The sequence below is a fragment of the Burkholderia sp. Z1 genome (assembly GCF_014893795.1).
In the GTDB taxonomy this organism is placed as follows: Bacteria; Pseudomonadota; Gammaproteobacteria; order Burkholderiales; family Burkholderiaceae; genus Burkholderia; species Burkholderia theae.
The window spans coordinates 619,133-641,477 of sequence record NZ_JACFYL010000001.1; the positions used below are offsets into that span (position 1 = coordinate 619,133).

Annotated in this window: 20 protein-coding genes; 16 read left to right on the plus strand and 4 right to left on the minus strand. The window is 68.4% G+C overall.

What is annotated here, in order from left to right:
* Positions 1–124: 124 nt before the first annotated feature.
* Together tkt and gap are read left to right on the plus strand one after the other, a co-directional pair.
* On the plus strand, positions 125–2,197 hold the full coding sequence (gene tkt / locus H3H55_RS02900) for a transketolase (protein WP_193097610.1): 2,073 nt from the start codon (positions 125–127) through the stop codon (positions 2,195–2,197).
* A gap of 87 nt (positions 2,198–2,284) precedes the next feature.
* Complete coding sequence (gene gap / locus H3H55_RS02905) at positions 2,285–3,295, plus strand: type I glyceraldehyde-3-phosphate dehydrogenase (protein ID WP_014898111.1); 1,011 nt, start codon at positions 2,285–2,287, stop codon at positions 3,293–3,295.
* Positions 3,296–3,371: 76 nt separating this feature from the next.
* Here the strand turns inward: gap and H3H55_RS02910 are convergent, their stop codons facing one another.
* The gene (locus H3H55_RS02910) at positions 3,372–4,262 is read right to left on the minus strand and encodes a LysR family transcriptional regulator (RefSeq protein ID WP_193097611.1); all 891 of its coding nucleotides are present in this window, start codon (positions 4,260–4,262) and stop codon (positions 3,372–3,374) included.
* A 151-nt stretch (positions 4,263–4,413) separates the two neighbouring features.
* Between H3H55_RS02910 and H3H55_RS02915 the strand changes: the two genes are divergently transcribed.
* The 4 genes from H3H55_RS02915 (at position 4,414) to H3H55_RS02930 (ending at position 8,880) form a co-directional block, all read left to right on the plus strand.
* Positions 4,414–5,187 carry an SDR family NAD(P)-dependent oxidoreductase gene (locus H3H55_RS02915; RefSeq protein WP_193097612.1) on the plus strand — a complete coding sequence of 258 codons (774 nt, stop codon included), beginning with the start codon at positions 4,414–4,416 and terminating at the stop codon, positions 5,185–5,187.
* 153 nt (positions 5,188–5,340) lie between these two features.
* Complete coding sequence (locus H3H55_RS02920) at positions 5,341–6,780, plus strand: MFS transporter (RefSeq protein WP_193097613.1); 1,440 nt, start codon at positions 5,341–5,343, stop codon at positions 6,778–6,780.
* A gap of 74 nt (positions 6,781–6,854) precedes the next feature.
* Positions 6,855–7,811: a 2-hydroxyacid dehydrogenase gene (locus H3H55_RS02925; protein ID WP_193097614.1), complete on the plus strand. Its 957-nt coding sequence runs from the start codon at positions 6,855–6,857 to the stop codon at positions 7,809–7,811.
* A gap of 10 nt (positions 7,812–7,821) precedes the next feature.
* On the plus strand, positions 7,822–8,880 hold the full coding sequence (locus tag H3H55_RS02930; protein WP_193097615.1) for an L-idonate 5-dehydrogenase: 1,059 nt from the start codon (positions 7,822–7,824) through the stop codon (positions 8,878–8,880).
* Positions 8,881–8,976: 96 nt separating this feature from the next.
* On the opposite strand, the gene H3H55_RS02935 is transcribed toward H3H55_RS02930, so the two are convergent.
* Positions 8,977–10,176, minus strand: a complete 1,200-nt coding sequence (locus H3H55_RS02935) for an MFS transporter (protein ID WP_193097616.1) — start codon at positions 10,174–10,176, stop codon at positions 8,977–8,979.
* A 310-nt stretch (positions 10,177–10,486) separates the two neighbouring features.
* On the opposite strand from H3H55_RS02935, the gene cynR reads away from it, so the two are divergent.
* Positions 10,487–11,377 (plus strand): transcriptional regulator CynR, encoded by an 891-nt coding sequence (gene cynR / locus H3H55_RS02940; RefSeq protein ID WP_193097617.1) that lies wholly within the window; start codon positions 10,487–10,489, stop codon positions 11,375–11,377.
* A 30-nt stretch (positions 11,378–11,407) separates the two neighbouring features.
* Here cynR and H3H55_RS02945 read toward each other — a convergent pair whose 3' ends face one another.
* Positions 11,408–12,130, minus strand: a complete 723-nt coding sequence (locus tag H3H55_RS02945; RefSeq protein ID WP_080971041.1) for a FadR/GntR family transcriptional regulator — start codon at positions 12,128–12,130, stop codon at positions 11,408–11,410.
* A gap of 214 nt (positions 12,131–12,344) precedes the next feature.
* Here H3H55_RS02945 and H3H55_RS02950 point away from each other — a divergent pair, with 214 nt between their 5' ends.
* The 3 genes from H3H55_RS02950 to H3H55_RS02960 all read left to right on the plus strand — a co-directional run bounded on the left by H3H55_RS02950 (position 12,345) and on the right by H3H55_RS02960 (position 15,322).
* Positions 12,345–13,667 (plus strand): C4-dicarboxylate transporter DctA, encoded by a 1,323-nt coding sequence (locus H3H55_RS02950; protein ID WP_048251228.1) that lies wholly within the window; start codon positions 12,345–12,347, stop codon positions 13,665–13,667.
* A 108-nt stretch (positions 13,668–13,775) separates the two neighbouring features.
* Entirely contained in the window at positions 13,776–14,783 is a 1,008-nt protein-coding gene (gene alc, locus H3H55_RS02955) for an allantoicase (RefSeq protein WP_193097618.1), read from the plus strand.
* A gap of 14 nt (positions 14,784–14,797) precedes the next feature.
* Positions 14,798–15,322, plus strand: a complete 525-nt coding sequence (locus H3H55_RS02960; RefSeq protein WP_048251196.1) for an ureidoglycolate lyase — start codon at positions 14,798–14,800, stop codon at positions 15,320–15,322.
* A 172-nt stretch (positions 15,323–15,494) separates the two neighbouring features.
* Here H3H55_RS02960 and fur read toward each other — a convergent pair whose 3' ends face one another.
* Positions 15,495–15,923, minus strand: a complete 429-nt coding sequence (gene fur / locus H3H55_RS02965) for a ferric iron uptake transcriptional regulator (protein ID WP_011350926.1) — start codon at positions 15,921–15,923, stop codon at positions 15,495–15,497.
* A gap of 141 nt (positions 15,924–16,064) precedes the next feature.
* On the opposite strand from fur, the gene bamE reads away from it, so the two are divergent.
* The 6 genes from bamE to lptE all read left to right on the plus strand — a co-directional run bounded on the left by bamE (position 16,065) and on the right by lptE (position 22,339).
* Positions 16,065–16,883, plus strand: coding sequence for an outer membrane protein assembly factor BamE (gene bamE / locus H3H55_RS02970; protein ID WP_193097619.1), 819 nt, complete (start codon positions 16,065–16,067; stop codon positions 16,881–16,883).
* A gap of 65 nt (positions 16,884–16,948) precedes the next feature.
* Positions 16,949–17,746 (plus strand): 4-hydroxy-tetrahydrodipicolinate reductase, encoded by a 798-nt coding sequence (gene dapB / locus H3H55_RS02975; RefSeq protein ID WP_048251198.1) that lies wholly within the window; start codon positions 16,949–16,951, stop codon positions 17,744–17,746.
* Between the two features lie 18 nt (positions 17,747–17,764).
* Positions 17,765–18,433: a MotA/TolQ/ExbB proton channel family protein gene (locus H3H55_RS02980; protein WP_193097620.1), complete on the plus strand. Its 669-nt coding sequence runs from the start codon at positions 17,765–17,767 to the stop codon at positions 18,431–18,433.
* 24 nt (positions 18,434–18,457) lie between these two features.
* A complete protein-coding gene (locus H3H55_RS02985; protein ID WP_193097621.1) occupies positions 18,458–18,901 on the plus strand; it encodes an ExbD/TolR family protein in 444 nt (147 codons plus the stop codon).
* 253 nt (positions 18,902–19,154) lie between these two features.
* Entirely contained in the window at positions 19,155–21,749 is a 2,595-nt protein-coding gene (leuS, locus tag H3H55_RS02990) for a leucine--tRNA ligase (RefSeq protein WP_193097622.1), read from the plus strand.
* 38 nt (positions 21,750–21,787) lie between these two features.
* Positions 21,788–22,339, plus strand: a complete 552-nt coding sequence (lptE, locus tag H3H55_RS02995) for an LPS assembly lipoprotein LptE (protein WP_193097623.1) — start codon at positions 21,788–21,790, stop codon at positions 22,337–22,339.
* Positions 22,340–22,345: the final 6 nt, after the last annotated feature.

Genomic DNA, 22,345 nt, shown 5'->3' on the forward strand with positions numbered 1-22,345 from the left:
AAGGGAAATGTCAGCCCATCTGTTAAAATGACGAGCTTTGCAGCCCCGTCCGTAGGCTCCGTCCGCTTCGCGTCCGTCAGGCGCCGCACCGCGCGCCGGGAACGATTGACGCTCGAGCTTCCGGATGCCGCCGTGCCCCCGTTTCCTCGACTCGTTCTCCGGACTCGACATGACGACTTCGTCTCCCGCCTCCACCACCCTGATGGCCAACGCGATCCGTGCGCTCGCGATGGACGCCGTCCAGCAAGCGAACTCCGGCCACCCCGGCATGCCGATGGGCATGGCCGAAATCGGCGTCGCGCTCTGGTCGCGCCACCTGAAGCACAACCCGACGAACCCGCACTGGGCAGACCGCGACCGCTTCGTGCTGTCGAACGGCCATGGCTCGATGCTGCTGTACTCGCTGCTGCACCTGACCGGCTACGACCTGCCGATCGAAGAGCTGAAGAACTTCCGCCAGCTGCACTCGAAGACGCCGGGCCACCCGGAATACGGGATCACGCCGGGTGTCGAGACGACCACCGGCCCGCTCGGCCAGGGTCTCGCGAACGCGGTCGGCATGGCGCTCGGCGAAGCGCTGATGGCCGACGAGTTCAACCGCGACGGCGCGAAGATCGTCGATCACCACACGTACGTGTTCCTCGGCGACGGCTGCCTGATGGAAGGCATCTCGCACGAAGCCTGCTCGTTCGCGGGCACGCTGAAGCTGAACAAGCTGATCGCGCTGTACGACGACAACGGCATCTCGATCGACGGCGACGTCGTGAACTGGTTCCACGACGACACGCCGAAGCGCTTCGAAGCGTACGGCTGGAACGTGATCCCGAACGTGAACGGCCATGACGTCGACGCGGTCGACGCGGCGATCGCGAAGGCGAAGCTGTCTGACAAGCCGACGATGATCTGCTGCAAGACGGTGATCGGCCAGGGCGCGGCCACGAAGGCGGGCGGCCACGACGTGCACGGCGCGGCGCTCGGCGCGGAAGAAATCGCGAAGACGCGCGAAGCGCTCGGCTGGAAGTGGGAGCCGTTCGTGATTCCGCAGGAAGTCTACGCGGCATGGGACGCGAAGGAAGCCGGCAAGCGCGCTGAAACCGAATGGGACGCGACGTTCGCTGCCTATCGCGCCAAGTTCCCGGCAGAAGCCGCCGAATTCGAGCGCCGGATGGCGAACAAGCTGCCGGCCGACTGGGCGCAGAAGGCGGCGGCGATCATCGCCGGCGCGAACGAGCGCGGCGAGACGGTGGCGACCCGCAAGGCGTCGCAGCAGGCGATCGAAGGGCTGGCAGCCGCGCTGCCCGAGCTGCTCGGCGGCTCGGCCGACCTGACCGGCTCGAACCTGACCAACTGGAAGGCCTCGAAGGCCGTTCGCGCGAATCCTGAAGGCGCGGGCGTGCTGCTCGGCAACCACATCAACTACGGCGTGCGCGAATTCGGCATGAGCGCCGCGATCAACGGCCTCGCGCTGCACGGCGGCCACAAGCCGTTCGGCGGCACGTTCCTGACGTTCTCCGACTACAGCCGCAACGCGCTGCGCGTGGCCGCGCTGATGAAGGTGCCGTCGATCTTCGTGTTCACGCACGATTCGATCGGCCTCGGCGAAGACGGCCCGACGCACCAGTCGATCGAGCACGTGTCGAGCCTGCGCCTGATCCCGAACCACGACGTGTGGCGTCCGGCCGACACGGTCGAAACGGCCGTCGCGTGGACCCACGCGATCGCAGCCGACCGTCCGTCGAGCCTGATCTTCAGCCGCCAGAACCTCGCGTTCAACCCGCGTTCCGATGCACAGATCGCCAACATCGAGAAGGGCGGTTACGTGCTGAAGGACTGGGACGAAGAGATCGTCGCGCGCAAGATCATCCTGATCGCGACGGGTTCGGAAGTCGAGCTCGCGATGAAGGCCGTCGAGCCGCTCGCGCAGCAGGGCATCGCGGCGCGTGTCGTGTCGATGCCGTCGACCAACGTGTTCGACCGCCAGGACGCCGAATACCGCGAACGCGTGCTGCCGCACGGCGTGCGCCGCGTCGCGATCGAAGCGGGCGTGACGTCGTTCTGGCACAAGTACGTCGGCCTCGAAGGCGGCGTCGTCGGGATCGACACGTTCGGCGAATCGGCGCCGGCCGGCGTGCTGTTCAAGTACTTCGGCTTCACCGTCGAGCACGTCGTCGAGACCGCGAAGGCCGTACTGGCCTAAATGCATTCGCGACGCGCGCCCCCTGCCGCGCGCGTCGCACCGTGAAGCTGCACGAAACGAATTTTTTCAGCCATCAGGAGATAGACCATGACGATTCGCGTCGCAATCAACGGCTACGGCCGCATCGGCCGCAACACGCTGCGCGCGTTTTATGAAAACGGCAAGAAGCACGATCTCGAGATCGTCGCGATCAACGACCTGGGCGATGCGAAGACCAACGCGCACCTGACCCAGTACGACACCGCACACGGCAAGTTCCCGGGCGAAGTGTCGGTCGACGGCGATTACCTCGTCGTGAACGGCGACAAGATCCGCGTGCTGGCGAACCGCAACCCGGCTGAACTGCCGTGGGGCGAGCTCGGCGTCGACGTCGTGATGGAGTGCACGGGCTTCTTCACGACCAAGGAAAAGGCAAGCGCGCACCTGAAGGGTGGCGCGAAGAAGGTCATCATCTCGGCGCCGGGCGGCAAGGACGTCGACGCGACGATCGTCTACGGCGTGAACCACAACGTGCTGAAGGCCGAGCACACCGTCATCTCGAACGCATCGTGCACGACGAACTGCCTCGCGCCGCTCGTCAAGCCGCTGAACGACAAGATCGGCCTCGAAACCGGCCTGATGACGACGATCCACGCGTACACGAACGACCAGGTGCTGACGGACGTCTATCACGAAGACCTCCGCCGCGCGCGTTCGGCCACGCATAGCCAGATCCCGACGAAGACGGGCGCTGCTTCGGCCGTCGGCCTCGTGCTGCCGGAACTGAACGGCAAGCTCGACGGTTACGCGATCCGCGTCCCGACGATCAACGTGTCGGTCGTCGACCTGTCGTTCATCGCCAAGCGCGACACGACGGTCGAGGAAGTCAACGCGATCATGAAGGAAGCATCGGAAGGCGCGCTGAAGGGCATCCTCGGCTACAACGACGCACCGCTGGTGTCGATCGACTTCAACCACAACCCGGCTTCGTCGACGTTCGACGCGACGCTGACCAAGGTGTCGGGTCGCCTCGTCAAGGTGTCGAGCTGGTACGACAACGAGTGGGGTTTCTCGAACCGCATGCTGGATACGGCTGTCGCATTCGCGAACGCGAAGTAATCCCGCACGTTGCGCGGCCGCCGCAACGCGGCACGCGCGGCGAACGAGCCCGGCCCGGTTTTCCGGCCGGGCTTTTTTATTGCGTTGACGCTGCCGTCACCTGCTCGAGCGCGTCGACGAAGGCGCGCTTCAGCGGGCTGTCGAGGTCGGTCCATGCGAGGCCGATGCCGGTCCGGTGCCCGGCCAGGTCGAGCGGCCGGGCGAGCACGTTCGGCGGCAGCGCGCTGGCGGCTTCCGCCGGGATCAGCCCGATGCCCATGCCGGCCGCGACGAGCGCCAGCATCGTCGTGAATTCCCCGAACTCCTGCGCGATCTCGAGCGTCGTCCCCGCGCGGCTCAGCGCGAGCAGCATGTCGTCGTGAAAGCCGGGCGCGTAGCGGCGCGCGAGCACGAACGCGGGCTGGCCGCGCAGCGCGGCCGGCGGGATCGCGTCGTGGGCGGCGAGCGGGTGGTCGAGCGGCAGCGCGACGACGAAACCTTCCTCGAGCACCACGCGCGTGTCGATGCCCGCATACGCGGCCGGCAGCCGGATCATCCCGAAATCGATCCGCCGGTCGCGCAGCGCGGCGATCTGGTCGGGTGTCGGCATGTCCTTCAGTTCGAGCGTGATCAGCGGATAACGCTCGCGCATCGTGCGCAGCACGGCCGGCAGCAGCGTGGGCAGCACCGACGACACGAACGCGATCCGCAGCGTGCCGATCTCGCCGCGGCTCGACAGCCGCGCCATCTGTTCCGCGCGCGCGGCCTGCTGCAGCGTGGCCCGCGCTTCGGGCAGGAACACGCGCCCCGTATCGCTCAGTTCGACCTTGTGCCGGTCGCGCTCGAACAGGCGCGCGCCGAGTTCTTCCTCGAGCGCCTTGATCTGCATGCTCAGCGCGGGCTGCACGATGAACAGGCGCTGCGCGGCGCGCCCGAAATGCAGCTCTTCCGCGAGCGTGACGAAGGCGCGCAATTGCTTGAGTTCCATGGGCGGCGGGCAGGCGAGGGCAGTAATCAGATTTCATGATAACCGCATCAAAAAAGACCATTGGCGCGGTGCCCGGGCGGCAGCCGAAGATACCGTCAACGAGAGACCGGCCGCGACGGGCGCCCGGCTCCACCGGCACGAGGAGACATGCATGACGAACGCGCTTGAACGGTTCCGCCTGGACGGCCGCCGCGCACTGATCACGGGTTCCGGACGCGGGATCGGGCTGACGCTCGCCCGCGGGCTCGCGGAAGCCGGTGCGGCGATCGTCATCAACGATCGCAATGAGGAGAAGGCCGCGACGCTCGCGCGCCATTTCCGCGAGGAAGGTTTCGCGGCCGACCATGCGGTGTTCGACGTCGCCGAGCATGCGCAGGTGCGCGCGGCGATCGACGATTTCGAGGCGCGCGTCGGCGCGATCGACATCCTCGTGAACAACGCGGGCATCCAGCGCCGCGCGCCGCTCGACACCTTCGAGCCCGACGACTGGCATGCGCTGATGCGCGTGAATCTCGACGGCGTGTTCAACGTCGCGCAGGCGGTCGCGCGTCACATGATCGCGCGCGGCCACGGCAAGATCATCAACATCTGCTCGGTGCAGAGCGAGCTTGCGCGGCCGACGATCGCGCCGTATGCCGCGACGAAGGGCGCGGTGCGGATGCTGACGAAAGGGATGTGCGCCGACTGGGCGCGCCACGGCATCCAGGCGAACGGCCTCGCGCCCGGCTATTTCGAGACCGAACTGAATCGCGCGCTGGTCGACGACGCGGCGTTCTCGGACTGGCTGTGCAAGCGCACGCCGGCCGGCCGCTGGGGGCGCGTCGACGAGCTGTGCGGCGCGGCGATCTTCCTCGCGTCGGCCGCCTCCGATTTCGTGAACGGCCAGACACTGTTCGTCGACGGCGGGCTGACCAGCGCCGTCTGAGCGGCGGCGCGCCCGCGCGATGCGCGGCGTGCCGTCGGCCGGCTTCGGCCGGCATCCGAATTCCCAGAAGAGCCCGCCGCACGAGCGGGCCGATGTCCCGGCGCGCGCCGCGTAGCCAGGTTCCGGAACGGAAGCAGGAGACAGGAGACAACGATGGATCGCACTTCCCCGCCGCCCGCGCGGCACGATGCCGTGCCGGCCGAGACCGTCGAGCGCCGCGGCGTCGACACGAAGCAGCTCAACCGCGCGGCATGGACCTGCTCGCTCGGCAGCGCGCTCGAGTACTACGATTTCGCGTTGTACACGCTCGCGTCGGCGCTGGTCTTCGGGCCGCTGTTCTTTCCCGGGCAAACCGCGGAGATGCGGTTGATCGCGAGCTTCGGCACCTACTTCGTCGGCTTCGCGGTGCGCCCGCTCGGCGGCGTCGTGTTCGGCGTGCTCGGCGACCGGATCGGCCGCAAGTTCGTGCTGACCGCGACGGTGCTGCTGATGGGCGTCGCGAGCACGTTGATCGGCGTGCTGCCGACCTTCGCGACGGCCGGCTACTGGGCGCCCGCGCTGCTCGTGCTGCTGCGCATCCTGCAGGGCCTCGGCGCCGGCGCCGAGCAGGCCGGCGCGGCGGTGCTGATGACCGAATACGCGCCGCCCGGCAAGCGCGGCTTCTATGCGTCGCTGCCGTTTCTCGGCATCCAGCTTGGCACGGTGCTCGCGGCCGCCGTCTATTTTCTGCTGCTCGCGAACCTCGACCGCGTCACGGACGGCTGGGGCTGGCGCGTGCCGTTCCTGTTCAGCGCGGTGATCGTCGCGGTCGGGCTCTACATGCGGGTGCGGCTGCACGAGTCGCCGACCTTCGTGCGACTCGAGAAACGCGCGCAGGTCTCGGCGAATCCGCTGAAGAGCGCGGTCCGGCATTCGAAGCGCTCGCTGCTGATCGGCATCGGCCTGCGGATGGCCGAGAACGGCGGCTCGTCGATCTACCAGGCGCTCGCCGTCAGCTATCTCGCGGGCGTGATCGGGATGAAGGGGCCGATCGGCGCGCTCGCGCTGGTGTGCGCGGCGACGGTCGGCGCATGCACGGTACCGCTGGCGGGCCGGCTGAGCGACCGCTTCGGCCGCGTGCGCGTGTATCGCGCGTTCGCGTGGCTGCAACTCGCGCTCGCGTTCCCGGTGTGGTGGATCTTCAGCCAGGGGAACGTGGTCGCGAGCGTCATCGCGATCTCGGTCGCGCAAGGCTTCGCGAACTGGGGGATGCTCGGCGCGCAGGCCGCGCTGCTGCCCGAGCTGTTCGGCGCGCGCCATCGCTACATGGGCGTGTCGTTCTCGCGCGAAGTATCGGCCGTGCTCGCGGGCGGGATCGCGCCGCTGATCGGCGCGACCCTCATCGCGACCGTGATCGCGCTGCACGGCGGCGACCACGCGGCCGGCGTGCGCGCGTGGGTGCCGATCGCCGCCTATCTGGCGCTGCTGACGCTGATCACGCTGTTCACGACCGCGCGGATGCCCGAAACGCTGAACCGCGATCTCGACGATCCGCGCGATGCGGCGCAAACAGCACCGGCGCCGGACGCCGATCCGCTCGCGCGGCACGCATGAACGGGCCGGGCGGCCGACGCGGCCCGGCCCGGCATGGTTTCGCCTTCAACTCACCTCGACAGGAGCAAGCGCAGATGGCGCACGAATCGACCCAGCGGCCCGCACTGCTGATGACGGGCCCTTACCAGCCGTGGGACGACGCATGGCTGTCGGCCGGCTACGACGTACACCGGTTGTGGGAGGCCGCCGACCGCGCGGCGTTCCTCGCCGAACAGGGCGCCGGCGTGCGCGCGATCGCGACACGCGGCGACCTCGGCGCCGATACCGCGCTGATCGCCGCGCTGCCGAAGCTCGAGATCATCGCGTGTTATGGCGTGGGCACCGACGCGATCGATCTCGCCGCCGCGCGCGAACGCGGCATCCGCGTGACGAACACGCCCGACGTGCTGACCGGTGACGTCGCCGATCTCGGTGTCGGGCTCGCGCTCGCGATGATGCGGCGGATCGGCGCCGGCGATGCGTACGTGCGCTCCGGCGCATGGCGCGACGGCGACATGCCGCTCGTCACGCGGCTCTACGGCAAGCGCGTCGGCGTGGTCGGCTTCGGCCGCATCGGTTCGACGCTCGCGCGCCGGCTGTCCGGCTTCGACGTCGAGTTCGGCTACTTCGACGTCGCGCCGCGCGCGGATAGCCCACACCGCTTCTTCGGCGATCTGGCCGAGCTGGCCGGCTGGTGCGACCTGCTGATCGTCACGCTCGCGGGCGGGCCGTCGACTCGCGGGCTCGTCGACGCACGCGTGCTCGACGCACTCGGACCACACGGCTATCTCGTGAACGTGTCGCGCGGCACGACCGTCGACGAACCCGCGCTGCTCGACGCGCTCGAGCGCGGCGCGATCGCCGGTGCCGCGCTCGACGTGTTCTGGAACGAACCGCGCATCGACCCGCGTTTCCTCGCGTTGCCGAACGTGCTGCTGCAGCCGCATCATGCGAGCGGCACGATCGAGACGCGCCAGGCGATGGGCTGGCTCGTGCGCGACAACCTCGCCGCGCACTTCGCCGGCGAGCCGCTGCTCACGCCGGTCGTCTGAGGAGAGTGTCATGCGTATGCGTTGCATGTGTGTCGTGATCCACGGGCCGAACGACCTGCGGGTCGAAGAGCAGGATGCGGGCGAGATCGGCCCGGGCCAGGTGCGCGTCGACGTCGCGATGGGCGGCATCTGCGGCTCCGATCTGCATTACTTCCGGCACGGCGGCTTCGGCGCGATCCGGCTGAAGCAGCCGATGGTGCTCGGCCACGAGGTTGCCGGCACGGTCGCGGCGGTCGCGCCGGACGTGACGGCGGTGAAGGTCGGCGATCGCGTCGCGGTCAATCCGAGCCGGCCGTGCGGCGCGTGCCGCTATTGCCTCGAAGGCTTGCCGAACCAGTGTCTCGACATGCGCTTCTACGGCAGCGCGATGCGGATGCCGCACGTGCAGGGCGCGTTTCGCAACGCGCTCGTGTGCGACGCGGTGCAGTGCGTGCCGGTTGCCGATCACGTGCCGCTGTCGCTCGCGGCGCTCGCCGAGCCGTTCGCGGTCGGGCTGCATGCGGTGTCGCGCGCGGGCCCGCTGATCGGCAAGCGCGTGCTGGTGTCGGGCTGCGGGCCGATCGGCGTGCTGGCGGTCGCGGCGGCGCGCGTGCACGGCGCGGCGGAGATCGTCGCGACCGATGTCGTCGAGGCGCCGCTGGAAGTGGCGCGCTCGCTCGGCGCCGACCGCACGATCAATGCGGCGACCGATGCCGGATGGGTCGCGCGCTACGCCGCCGACAAGGGCACGTTCGACGTGATGATCGAGTGTTCGGGCAATGAGCGTGCGCTGCGCGACGGTCTGGACGTGATGCGTCCGCGCGGGGTCGTCGTGCAGCTCGGGCTCGGCGGCGATGTCAGCCTGCCGCAGAACGTTGTGGTCGCGAAGGAGCTGTCGATCTGCGGATCGTTCCGCTTCCATGCGGAATTCGCGCTCGCGGTGCAGTTGATCAACGCGGGGCGCGTCGACCTGCGGCCGGCCGTGACGCGCGTGTTCCCGATGCGCGATGCGCATCTGGCGTTCGAACTGGCCGGCGACCGGCAGCGCGCGATGAAGGTGCTGATCGATTTCGCGGACGAGTCCGCCTGATCGTCCGGCGCCAGCCCACAACACGACGGCGCAAGCAAAAAAGGCACGCTCGCGGTTCGCGCGGCGTGCCTTTTTTCGTGGCGATCTGGAAACGGATTACTGCGTGACCTGCCGTACGCCGACGCGCTGCGAAGCGAGCCACAGCGCGATCAGCACGCCGGCAAGCGCCGCGCCCGCGATACACACGCCGCGCCAGCCGTCGATGCCGTACGCGACGCTCGCCGCGAACGACCCGAGCGCGCCGCCGATGAAGTAGCTCGTCAGGTAGATCGTCGTCACGCGACTGCGCGCGTTGCCCGCCAGCGCATAGATCACGCTCTGGTTCGAGATGTGCATGCCCTGCACGCCGACGTCGAGCAGCAGGATGCCCGCGATCAGCGCCGCGAGCGAGTGCGCGCCGGTCGCGATCAGCGCGAACGACGCGAGCACGGCCGCTGAGAACAGCCCCGTCGCCGCATTGCCGTGGCCGCGATCGACGAGCCGGCCGGCCGACGTCGCCGCGAGCGCGCCCACCGCGCCGACGATCCCGAACAGGCCGATCTGACCTTCGGAATAGCTGTACGGCGGCTGGCTCAGCAGGAACGTGAGGCCCGTCCACAGCAGGCTGAAGCACGCGAACACGAGCGCGCCATAGGTGGAGCGCAGCGCGATCAGTGGTTGCGCGCGCACCAGTGCGACGAGCGACTTCATCAGCGCCGCATAGTCGACGCGCGTATCGCGGCGATCCTTCGGCAGCTTCACGGCGAGCACGCCGGTCAGCGCGAGCACCATCACCGCGGCGATGCCGTACACCGCGCGCCAGCCGAACCCGTCGGCGATTGCGCCGGCCGCGACGCGCGCGAGCAGGATGCCGAGCAGCAGCCCGCTCATCACCGTGCCGACCGCGCGGCCGCGCGAACGCGCGTCAGCGAGCGATGCCGCGAACGGCACGAGCAGCTGCGTCGAACACGTGACGAAGCCGACCGCGACGTTCGCGACGACGAACATCGTGAAGTTCGTGCTGAACGTGACCGCGACCAGCGCGACGACGTTGAGCATCAGGAGCCGTACGATCAGCGTATGGCGGTTGACCGCGTCGCCGAGCGGGACGATCAGCAGCAGGCTCGCCGCGTAGCCCAGCTGCGTCAGCGTGACGAGATAACCGAGCTCGGTCGGCGCGCGCCCGAAGCTGCGCGCGATCGCGGCGAGCAGCGGCTGCGCGTAATAGATGTTGCCGATGACGATGCCGCACGCGCAGGCGAACAGCAGCGTCATGCCGCGGGTCAGGGGAGGATGGGTGTCGTGATGCGGTTCCATGGTCGCGAAAAACAGCGGCGCCGGCCGGCGGCACGGGGCCGTTGGCTGCGCGGGGTGACGGAAATCGGGGCCGGCGTCGACGGATCGGCGGTGAGCCGATGCGCGCCGGGCGGATCGCGGCCGATGCCCGGATCGGGCGGGCGGCGGAGCGCCGTGCGGCGGGCGAGGGCAGGCGGGCCCGGGCGTGCCGTTCCGGTGCGGCCAGGCGCGGTGCAGCGGAACGGATGTGCGTATCATGCGGGAATCGAACCATAGCGTCCAAGACTGGATCGTTATGGTATCCATTGGTAAAACCAATACATTGGCCGCGATGCTTCTCCGCCATATCCGCTATTTCCTGGCCGTCGCCGAGCAGCGCAGTTTCACGCGTGCGGCCGACGCGCTGCACGTGTCGCAGCCGACGCTGTCGCAGCAGATCCGCCAGCTCGAGGAAACGCTCGGCGTGCAGCTGTTCGACCGCTCGGGCCGCACGGTGCAGCTCACCGAATTCGGCGAGGTCTATGCGCGCCACGCGCGCGCCGCGCTGCACGAACTCGATACGGGGCAGCGCGCGCTGCATGACGTCGCCGATCTCGGCAGCGGCTCGCTGCGGCTCGCGATGATGCCGACCTTCGCGGCCTACCTGAGCGGCTCGCTGATCGACGCGTTTCATGCCGATTATCCGAACGTCGCATTGACGATCGACGCGATGCCGCAGGAGCGCATCGAGGCTTTGCTCGCCGACGACCGGCTCGACGCGGGCTTCGCGTTCGTGCCGCCACGCGCGCCGGATATCGACGCGCTGCCGCTATGGGACGAACCGCTCGCGCTCGTGACGGGCCGCACGCACCGCCTTGCGCGGCGGCGCCGCGCGCTAACACCGGCCGAGCTGAGCGGCGAGCCGCTGGTGCTGCTGAGCCGCGCGTTCGCGACGCGCGAGAGCATCGACCGCTATTTCATCGAGCATGGCGCGCGGCCGTTGATCGCGATCGAGACGAATACGATCAGCGCGGTGCTGGAGCTCGTGCGCTGCGGCCGGCTCGCGACGGTGCTGCCCGATGCGGTCGCGCGTGAAAGCGCCGGCCTGTGCGCGCTGGAGATCGATCCGCCGCTGCCGACCCGCACGGCCGCGCTGCTGACGCGCAAGGGCGCATACCGCAGCGTCGCGGCGCGCGCGTTCATCGAGCGCGCGCTCGCGTATCGCGATCCGTCGGGAGGTTGACCGGTACGACCGGGCGGCGGCCCGGGCGCGTTACGCGCCCGGTGTCGGGAAGAAGATGCCCGCGCGCTGCGCGGCGTTCGCGATGTGCGTTTCGATCGCGGTGCCCGCGGCGGCCGCGTCGCGCGCGATCAGCGCGTCGACGATCGCGCGGTGCTCGTGCCACGTCGACAGCAGCAGCTCGCGCCGGTAGAACGGCATGCGCTGGCTTTCCTTCATGATGTCCGCGCTGCTGCGCAGGACCGATTCGATCGCCGCGTTGCCGGCGAGATGGATGATCCGCATGTGGAAGTCGAAGTCGAGCTGCGATGCCGCGTCGAGCGCGCTTTCGGTCAGCGCGACGTGCAGGTCGGCGAGGTTGTCCTCGAACCACGCGATGTCGTCATCGCTGACGACGTGCGCGGCCATCCGCGCGGCAAACCCTTCGAGCGCATAGCGCATCTGGTACGTGTCGGGCGGCGACGATTGCTCGGCGAACCGCCATGCATGCGCGGCCGTTGCCTGCGCGCTTTCGACGTACACGCCCTTGCCCGCGCGGATGCGCAGCATCCCGAGCGCCTCGAGCGTCGACAGCGCCTCGCGCAGCGACGCGCGGCTGATCTCCAGCTCCTCGGAGAGCTGACGCTGGGCCGGCAGCAGGCTGCCGACCGGATAAACGCCTGCCTCGATCCGGTCGCGGATCGTCGCGATGGTGGCGTCGGTCACGGTATGCGGAACATTTTTCATGATGTGAACGATGGCCGGTCTGACCGGCATTGTAATCCGCACATGCGCGGTGCATGACCGCCCTACGGGTAAGCCACGATCAGGCACGCTTTCGGGGCAACCGGGCGCGTGCGGAGGGGGGCGGGAAATCCCTATTTTGTCCGTCCTTGACGCCACTATATCGGCTTCCTACTATCCTCCATAACATCACTGGTCTTACCAGTATGAACAGACGAAACTGCAACCGTTGGATCGGGAGAGCGCCGTGTCGAAATTCTTCAATTCGCTGTTTGGCCGGGTAGTCGTCGCATTGATCCTGGGGGTCGCGCTAGGCGCGTTCTTCCCGCATTTCGCCGAGTCGTTGCGACCGCTTGGCGACGGCTTCCTGAAGCTCATCAAGATGGTCATCGGCCCGATCGTGTTCTGCGTGGTGGTCAGCGGGATGGCCAACGCGGGCGACCTGAAGAAGGTCGGCCGGGTCGGCCTGAAGGCGGTCATCTACTTCGAGATCATGACGACGCTCGCGCTCGGCATCGGCCTCGTCCTCGCGTGGCTCACGCGCCCGGGCGTCGGGATGAACATCGACCTGCGCTCGCTCGACGCGTCGTCGCTCACGTCGTACGCGAAGAACGCCGAAAGCCTGAAGGACACGGCCGGCTACCTGATGAAGATCATCCCCGAGACCGCGATCGACGCGTTCGCGAAGGGCGACATCCTGCAGATCCTCGTGTTCGCGGTGCTGTTCGGCTCCGCGCTGTCGCTGCTCGGCGACAAGGCGCAGCGCGTCAACTCGCTGATCGAGGAACTGTCGCACGTGTTCTTCCGGATCATCGGCTTCATCATCAAGCTCGCGCCGCTCGGCGTGCTCGGTGCGATCGCGTTCACGACCGGCAAGTACGGCGTCGCGTCGCTCAAGCAGCTCGGCTACCTGGTCGCCGTGTTCTACCTGAGCTGCTTCGTGTTCGTCACGGTCGTGCTCGGCATCGTGATGCGACTCGCGGGTTTCTCGGTGTTCAAGCTGATCCGCTACCTGCGCGAGGAACTGTCGATCGTGCTCGGCACGGCGTCGTCGGATGCGGTGCTGCCGCAGGTGATGCGCAAGCTCGAATACATGGGCGTCAAGGATTCGACGGTCGGCCTCGTGATCCCGACCGGCTATTCGTTCAACCTCGACGGCTTCTCGATCTACCTGACGCTCGCCGTGCTGTTCATCGCGCAGGCCACCAACACGCCGCTGTCGACGCATGACTTGATCGTCGTGCTGCTCGTGTCGCTGGTCACGTCGAAGGGCGCGCACGGCATCCCGGGTTCGGCGATCGTGATTCTCGCGGCGACGCTGTCGGCGATTCCGGCGATTCCGGTGCTCGGCCTCGTGCTGATCCTGCCGGTCGACTGGTTCGTCGGCATCGCCCGCGCGCTGACCAACCTGATCGGCAACTGCGTCGCGACGGTCGTCGTCGCGGTGTGGGAGAACGATATCGACCGCGCCCGCGCGACACGCGTGCTGAACCGCGAGCTGCGCTACGTGCCGGCCGAAGAGGAAGGCCGCACGGCGCCGGTCGCCGGCGACCAGGCTCACGCGCTCTGAGCGCCGCTTATCGCGCGGGTCGGCTTCGGCCCCGGTAGTCCCGCGCGATCGATTTACATGCGCCCGGCGCCTCGATGCGCCGGCGCTTCACACTAATCTGGAGACGACATGGCAGCCCCCATCCTCGATCCGAACGCGCCGGCGTTTACGCGGCGTTACATGAACCTCGCCGACCCGCGCCTCGGTGCGCAGGCGCTCTTCGCCAGCGACGAATTCTTCGCGCCGAAGGAGCGCATGCTGAATCCCGAGCCGGCCGTGTTCATTCCCGGCAAGTACGACGACCACGGCAAGTGGATGGACGGCTGGGAAACGCGCCGCAAGCGCACGACCGGCCACGACTTCTGCGTGGTCCGCCTCGCGCGGCCGGGCGTGATCCACGGCGTCGATCTCGACACGAGCCACTTCACCGGCAATTTCCCGCCGGCCGCGTCGATAGAAGCGTGCAGTGCCGACGGCGACACGCCGCCCGACGATGCCGAGTGGCGCACGATCGTCCCCGCGACGACGTTGCAAGGCAATTCGCATCACTACGTGAGCGTCGACGACGCGCAGCCGGTCACGCACCTGCGCGTGAACCTGTATCCGGACGGCGGGCTGGCGCGGCTGCGCGTGTACGGCCAGCCGCAGCGCGACTGGCGCGACGTGCCGGCCGGCGAGCTCGTCGATCTCGCGGCGATCGAGAACGGCGGTCATCTCGTGGCCGCGAACAACCAGCACTTCGGCCCGGCATCGCAGATGCTGATGCCGGGGCGCGGCGCGAACATGGGCGACGGCTGGGAAACGCGGCGCCGCCGCGAGCCCGGCAACGACTGGGCGATCGTCGCGCTCGCGCGGCCGGGCATCATCCGGCGCGTCGAGGTCGATACGGCGTTCTTCAAGGGCAACTTCCCCGACCGCTGCTCGCTGCAGGCCGCGCGGGTCGCGGGCGGCACCGACGATTCGCTCGTCACGCAGGCGATGTTCTGGGCCGAACTGCTCGGCGAGCAGAAGCTGTCGATGGACCACGTGCATACGTTCGACCAGCTCGCGGCGCTCGGCCCCGTCACGCACGTGCGTTTCAACATCTTCCCGGATGGCGGCGTGTCGCGCCTGCGTCTGTGGGGCGAGCCGGCTTGAAGGAGGGTAACGGCATGAGCGGACCACACATCCTGCGCGTCGAGCGCTTGACCCGCGAAGCGTTCGCGCCGTTCGGCGACGTGATCGCGCTCGAAGGCGCGCGGCATTTCCCGATCAACGGCGGCACGACCGAACGTTTCCACGATCTCGCGACCATCGACGTGTGCGCGGACGGCGGCCGGCCGCTCGTCAGCGTGTTTCGCGCGCAGCCGCGCGCGCTGCCGGTCGCCATCACGCTGATGGAGCGCCATCCGCACGGCAGCCAGGCTTTCATCCCGCTCGCGGCCGTGTCGCGCTACGCGATCGTCGTCGCACCGGCCGGCGAATTCCGGCCTGACGCGATGCGCGCGTTCCTGGCCGAAGGCTGGCAGGGCGTGAATTATGCGAAGGGCGTCTGGCACCATCCGCTGCTCGCGCTCGACGCGGTCAGCGATTTCGTGATCGTCGATCGCGGCGGCTCGCAGCCGAATTGCGACGAGATCCCGCTCGACGTCGCGTGGGCGCTCGAGTTCGAACCAGCCTGCGCGAGCACGGCCTGACGCGACGCGCAGCCGGCGCCGGGTTCCGGGCGCGGGCGGCGCGAGACGGCCGAAGGGCTTTCGTAAGCGTTCCGAACCGGTCCGCGCGCGGCGCGCGGCACAACCCCGAAAAGAACACGGCCCGGGCGGCGAAATGCCGGCCGGGCCGTGCTGCGTGCGCGGGTCGCGCGCTTTAGTGCTTGCGGTGCGGGCAGTTCTCGGTGGTGCAGGAACCGTACATCGCGAGCGAGTGTTCCTGGAGCCGGAAGCCGCGCTCCTTCGCGATGGCCTGCTGGCGGCCCTCGATCTCGGCGTCGAAGAATTCCTCGACGCGGCCGCAATCGAGGCACACGAGGTGGTCGTGGTGCGAACCTTCGTTCAATTCGAACACGGCCTTGCCGGATTCGAAGTTGCTGCGCGTGAGCAGGCCGGCCTGCTCGAACTGCGTGAGCACGCGGTAGACGGTGGCGAGCCCGATGTCGAGCTGCTCGTTGAGCAGGTTGCGGTAGACGTCTTCGGCCGTCAGGTGGCGCACCGGACTCTGCTGGAAGATCTCGAGAATCTTGAGGCGCGGTAGGGTGGCCTTGAGCCCAATATTCTTGAGATCCGTCGGATTGGTCATGGCTAGGCATCCCTAGAGTACAATGCAGGGCTTCAATGTTACCGGCTTTTCGCCGTTCCAGAAACACGCGCGGCCTGCATACGGGCCAGCACGGTGAAGGAAATGATCCCAGAATCGCTTTCGCACTTTCAGAGGAGTCGCATGCGGAGTGCCATCATCGCTGCCGCCGCCGTTGCGGCGCTGGCTGGTTGTTCGTCGTACGACAGCGTGACGCAGCGCATCGCGCAGAGCATCACGCCCTATCGGATCACCGTCGTGCAGGGCAACTTCGTATCGCAGGAGAAAGCCGCGCAACTGCAGGTCGGCATGACGCGCGAGCAGGTGCGCGCGTTGCTCGGCACGCCGCTGCTGGCGGACATGTTCCACGCCGACCGCTGGGATTACCTCTTCTACTTCAAGCGCGGCTCGACGGCAGTCGTCCAGCAGCGCGATCTCGTCGTGACCTTCGCGGGCGATCGCCTCGGGGGCTGGACCGGCGCCGACAACCTGCCGTCCGAGCTCGACCTGCTGGCCGACATCGACGGCGACCGCGGCGGCAAGAAGGCGAAGGCAGCCGCGGCGGCGAGGGCCGCTTCCGAGGCGGCTGCCGCGAGCGCTGCGCAAGCGGCGAGCGCGCCGGCACCGGATACCGTCGCCAGCCCGTCCGTCGTGCCGGCATCCGGCGCGGTGGTCGACCAGGATGCGAACGCGCAGGCTGCCCGCGCGGCAAACCGCGCGACCAACCAGGTGTCGGGTCAGGGCTCGAACGCGCGCCGTTTCGCGCCGTCCACGCAGGCTGCCGGCGGTGCGCCGGTGCCGGGCGGCCAGCCGCCGGGCGCGGTGCCGGCGATCCAGCCGCAGTTCCAGTTCCATCGTCCGCCGCAGCCGAACGTGTCGAACGAGGCGGCGCCGCCGGTCGGCCCGCAAGGCTCGGACACGCTGCAGAACCAGCCGATCACCGCGCCGGCCCAGTCGCAGTAAGCGGCCGGCAAGCGGAAACAGGGCGGCATGTGCCGCCCGCCTTTAGACCTGTCGTGTAGAAAGCCATGAAGATTGCGATTGCCGGCGCATCGGGCCGTATGGGCCGGATGCTGATCGAAGCCGTTCTCAACGATCCCGATGCACAGCTCGTCGGCGCGCTCGATCGCGCCGATTCGCCGTTCCTCGGCCAGGACGCGGGCGCGTTCCTCGGCAGGGAAACCGGGATCAAGCTGACCGACGACCTCGACGCCGTATTCGCGCAGGCCGACTACCTGATCGATTTCACGCGTCCGGAAGGCACGATCGCGCACATCGAGGCCGCGCTGCGCCACGACGTGAAGCTCGTGATCGGCACGACCGGCTTCACCGCCGAGCAGAAGGCCGAACTGCAGGCCGCGGCCGGCAAGATCGGCATCGTGTTCGCGGCGAACATGAGCGTCGGCGTGAACGTCACGCTGAAGTTGCTCGAATTCGCGGCGAAGCATTTCTCGCACGGCTACGACATCGAGATCATCGAGGCGCATCACCGCCACAAGGTCGATGCGCCGTCGGGCACCGCGCTGATGATGGGCGAAGCCGTCGCCGGCGCGCTCGGCCGCTCGCTCGACGATTGCGCGGTGTACGGCCGCCACGGCGTGACGGGCGAGCGCGATCCGTCGTCGATCGGCTTTGCCGCGGTGCGCGGCGGCGACATCGTCGGTGATCACACCGTGCTGTTCGCCGGGATCGGCGAGCGCATCGAGATCACGCACAAATCGTCGAGCCGCGTGTCGTACGCGCAGGGCGCGCTGCGCGCGGTCCGCTTCCTGTCGGCGCGCGGCGCCGGCCTGTTCGACATGCAGGACGTGCTCGGCCTGCGCTGACACAACGGGGAAACTCCGATGGCGATTCCCACCGGCGTTGTCCACTACCTCGAAAGCGGCGATGCGATCACGCACGCCGTCGCCTATGTGCTGCTGGCGATGTCCGTCGCCAGCTGGTGCTTCCTCTTCATGAAAGCCTGGCTGCTGGTCCGCGCGAAGCGGCAGGGGCCGCGTGCGCTCGCCGCATTCTGGCGCGCGCCGTCGCTCGACGCGGGCATTGCCGCGCTCGCCGGCGCCGATCGCGAGCGCGTGTTCGTGCCGCTCGCCGAAGCCGCGCGCGATGCGGCCGACGACCACGACCCGGCCGCGCTGGCCGCGCGCGTCGAACGCAACGAACGCGTGCTGCGCGCGTTGCGCCACGCGATGCTGCGCTCGCAGCGGCGTCTCGAATTCGGCCAGGTGCTGCTCGCGTCGATCGGCAGCACCGCGCCGTTCGTCGGGCTGCTCGGCACCGTGTGGGGCATCTACCATGCGCTCGGCAGCATCGCCGCGAGCGGGCAGGCGCAGATCGAGAACGTCGCGGGGCCGGTCGGCGAGGCGCTGATCATGACCGCGTTCGGGCTCGTCGTCGCGATTCCGGCGGTGCTGGCCTACAACATCCTCGGGCGGCTCGTGCGGCAGCTCGCCGAGGAACTCGACGGCTTCGCGCGCGACCTGCACGTGTTCGTGTGCGCGCAGGAAGCCTGACGCGCCCATCCCGGAGGAGCAACCATGGCATTCGGCGGACTCGAGCACCACAAGACGTCCGCGCCGATGGCGGAGATCAACATGACTCCGCTGATCGACGTGATGCTCGTGCTGCTCGTTATCTTCATCATTACCGCGCCGTTGATGACGCATGCGATCCGGCTCGACCTGCCCAAGGTCGCGGCCAGCGTCGCGCGCGACACGCCGCAATCCGTCACGCTGTCGATCGACGACGCGGGCAAGCTGTACTGGGACGATGCGCCCGTCGCGCTCGACGCGCTGCCGGCGCGCTTCCGGGCCGCCGCCGCGGGCGCCGCGCCGCCCGAGCTGCGGCTGCGCGCGTCGCGCGCGACCCGCTACGACGTGATCGCGCAGGTGATGGGGGCCGCGCAGGCCGCGGGCCTCACGCGGATCGGCTTCGTGACCGACATGCCGCCGCCGGCGGGCGCCGCCGGCGCGAAACCCTGACACCTCGTCGTGTTGAGGGCCCAAGCCCGCGAGACCGGCCGTGCGGGCCGGCGCGGGCGGTATAATCGACGTTTTTCCCGGTCTGCAGGGTTTCCCTGGTCATCCGGAGCTCGTCCGGGCGTTCCGGGTTCTGCCGGCAACCGCGGTCGGGCCTGGAAACCGCCAGCCTGTTCCCGCGCCGGGCAAGCGCGATTTTCGATCCACACCTGCGCGCGAGCCGTCGCGCCGCTTAAAGCCTAGTCCGAACCACACCATGCACGAGAGATACGTACCCGCCGACGTCGAAGCCGCCGCCCAGGGCGACTGGCGCGCAGCCGATGCCTACAAGACGAAGGAAGATTCGCAGAAGCCGAAGTTCTACTGCGTGTCGATGCTGCCGTACCCGTCCGGCAAGCTGCACATGGGTCACGTGCGTAACTACACGATCAACGACGTGATGTACCGCTATCTGCGGATGAACGGCTACAACACGCTGATGCCGATGGGCTGGGACGCGTTCGGGATGCCGGCCGAGAACGCCGCGATGGCGAACGGCGTGCCGCCCGCGAAGTGGACCTACGACAACATCGACTACATGAAGGGCCAGATGCAGTCGATGGGTCTCGCGATCGACTGGTCGCGCGAAATCGCGACGTGCAAGCCCGACTACTACAAGTGGAACCAGTGGCTGTTCCTGAAGATGCTCGAGAAGGGCATCGCGTACAAGAAGACGGGCACCGTGAACTGGGACCCGGTCGACCAGACCGTGCTCGCGAACGAGCAGGTGATCGACGGCCGCGGCTGGCGTTCGGGCGCGCTCGTCGAAAAGCGCGAGATCCCGATGTACTACCTGCGGATCACGCAGTACGCGGATGAGCTGCTGAACGATCTCGACGGCCTCGGCTGGCCCGAGCGCGTGAAGATCATGCAGCAGAACTGGATCGGCAAGAGCTTCGGCGTGAACTTCGGTTTCCCGTACGAACTCGACGGCGAGCAGAAGCTGCTGCGCGTGTTCACGACGCGCGCCGACACGATCATGGGCGTCACGTTCTGCGCGATCGCGGCCGAGCACCCGCTCGCCACGCGCCTCGCGCAGGACAAGCCCGAGCTGCTGGCGTTCATCGACGAATGCAAGCGCGGCGGCGTCGCCGAGGCCGACGTCGCGACGATGGAGAAGAAGGGCGTCGCGACGGGCTTCTCGGTCAAGCATCCGCTGACGGGTGAGCCGGTCGAGGTGTGGATCGGCAACTACGTGCTGATGAGCTATGGCGAAGGCGCGGTGATGGGCGTGCCGGGCCACGACGAGCGCGATTTCGCGTTCGCGAAGAAATACGACCTGCCGATCAAGCAGGTGATCTCGGCCGAGGGCCAGGCTTACTCGCTCGACGCCTGGCAGGAGTGGTACGGCGACAAGGAAACCGCGGTCTGCGTGAACAGCGGCAAGTACGACGGCCTGCGTTATGCGGACGCGGTCGACGCGGTGGCGGCCGACCTGAACGCCGGCGGCTTCGGCGACAAGCAGGTCACGTGGCGCCTGCGCGACTGGGGCGTGTCGCGCCAGCGCTACTGGGGCACGCCGATCCCGATCATCCACTGCCCGTCGTGCGGCGACGTGCCGGTGCCGGAGCAGGACCTGCCGGTCGTGCTGCCGGAAGATCTCGTGCCGGACGGCTCGGGCAACCCGCTCGCGAAGTCGGAAGCGTTCCTGAACTGCACGTGCCCGAAGTGCGGCGCGGCCGCGAAGCGCGAAACCGACACGATGGATACCTTCGTCGATTCGTCGTGGTACTTCTCGCGCTACACGGCGCCGGACGCCGAGACCATGGTCGACGCGCGCACCGATTACTGGATGCCGATGGACCAGTACATCGGCGGCATCGAGCACGCGATCCTGCACCTGCTGTACTCGCGCTTCTGGACCAAGGTGATGCGCGACCTCGGCCTCGTGAAGTTCGGCGAGCCGGCGAAGAACCTGCTCACGCAGGGGATGGTGCTGAACGAGACGTTCTACCGCGAAGACGCATCGGGCAAGAAGACCTGGTACAACCCGGCCGACGTGACGGTCACGCACGACGACAAGGGCCGCCCGGTCGGCGCGACGCTGAACACGGACGGCGAGCCGGTCGTGCTCGGCGGCATCGAGAAGATGTCGAAGTCGAAGAACAACGGCGTCGATCCGCAGGTGCTGATCGACCTGTACGGCGCCGATACCGCGCGCCTGTTCACGATGTTCGCCGCGCCGCCCGAGCAGCAGCTCGAGTGGTCGGGCGCGGGCGTCGAGGGCGCGAGCCGCTTCCTGCGCCGCGTGTGGAGCTTCGGCTACGGCAACAACGAAGCGCTCGCCGCGCGCGCGGGCTTCGATGCGGCCGCGCTCGGTGAAGCCGACAAGGCGCTGCGCCGCGAGATCTACAGCGTGCTGAAGCAGGCCGATTTCGACTACCAGCGCCTGCAGTACAACACGGTTGTGTCGGCCGCGATGAAGATGCTGAACGCGATCGACGGCGCGAAGGGCGCGACGCCCGGCGTGTTGCGCGAGACGTACGGCGTGCTGCTGCGCGTGCTGTACCCGGTCGTGCCGCATGTCACGTTCGAGCTGTGGAAGACGCTCGGCTACGCGGACGAATTCGGTACGCTGCTCGATGCGCCGTGGCCGAAGGTCGACGAGGCTGCGCTCGAGCAGGCCGAGATCGAACTCGTGCTGCAGGTGAACGGCAAGGTGCGCGGTGCGCTGAAGGTCGCGAAGGACGCGAGCCGCGAGGCGATCGAAGCCGCGGCGGTGGCCGACGACGCGTTCGCGAAGTTCAGCGACGGCAAGCCGGCGAAGAAGATCGTCGTCGTGCCGGGCCGCCTCGTGAACATCGTCGTCTGACGGCCGCCGGCCGTCGGACGTACACAGAAGGAGCGAAGGTGATCCGCAGATCGTTTTTGATGCTCGTCGGCAGCGCGGTCGCGCTGTCGGCATGCGGCTTCCAGCTGCGCGGCCAGCAGGACTACGCGTTCAAGCACCTGTTGGTGGCCGGCGCGCCGGCGCCTGTCGAGGCGCGGCTGACGCGCCTCGTCGAGGCCGGCAGCGACACGAAGATCGTCAAGTCGGCGGACGACGCCGACGCCGTGCTGCGCATGTGGGAGTCGCGTGGCCAGAACACGCTGACGCTCAACAAGCTCGGCTCGGTGCAGGAGTACGCGCTGTTCTATACGCTGAACTACACGCTGACGAGCAAGGACGGCACCGTGCTGATCCCGCCGAGCGCGATCGCGCTGAACCGCGCGATGACGTACAGCGACCAGTACACGAACGCGAAGGCGCAAGAAGCCGACATCCTGTATGGCAACATGCAGAACGATGCGGTCGATCAGCTGATGCGGCGTCTCGCGATCGTCCACTCGCTGACGCCGGCGCCGGAAGACGTGGTGCCGGGCGTCTCGCCGCGCGCACCGCTGCCGCCGCCGCCGCTCTGATCGACG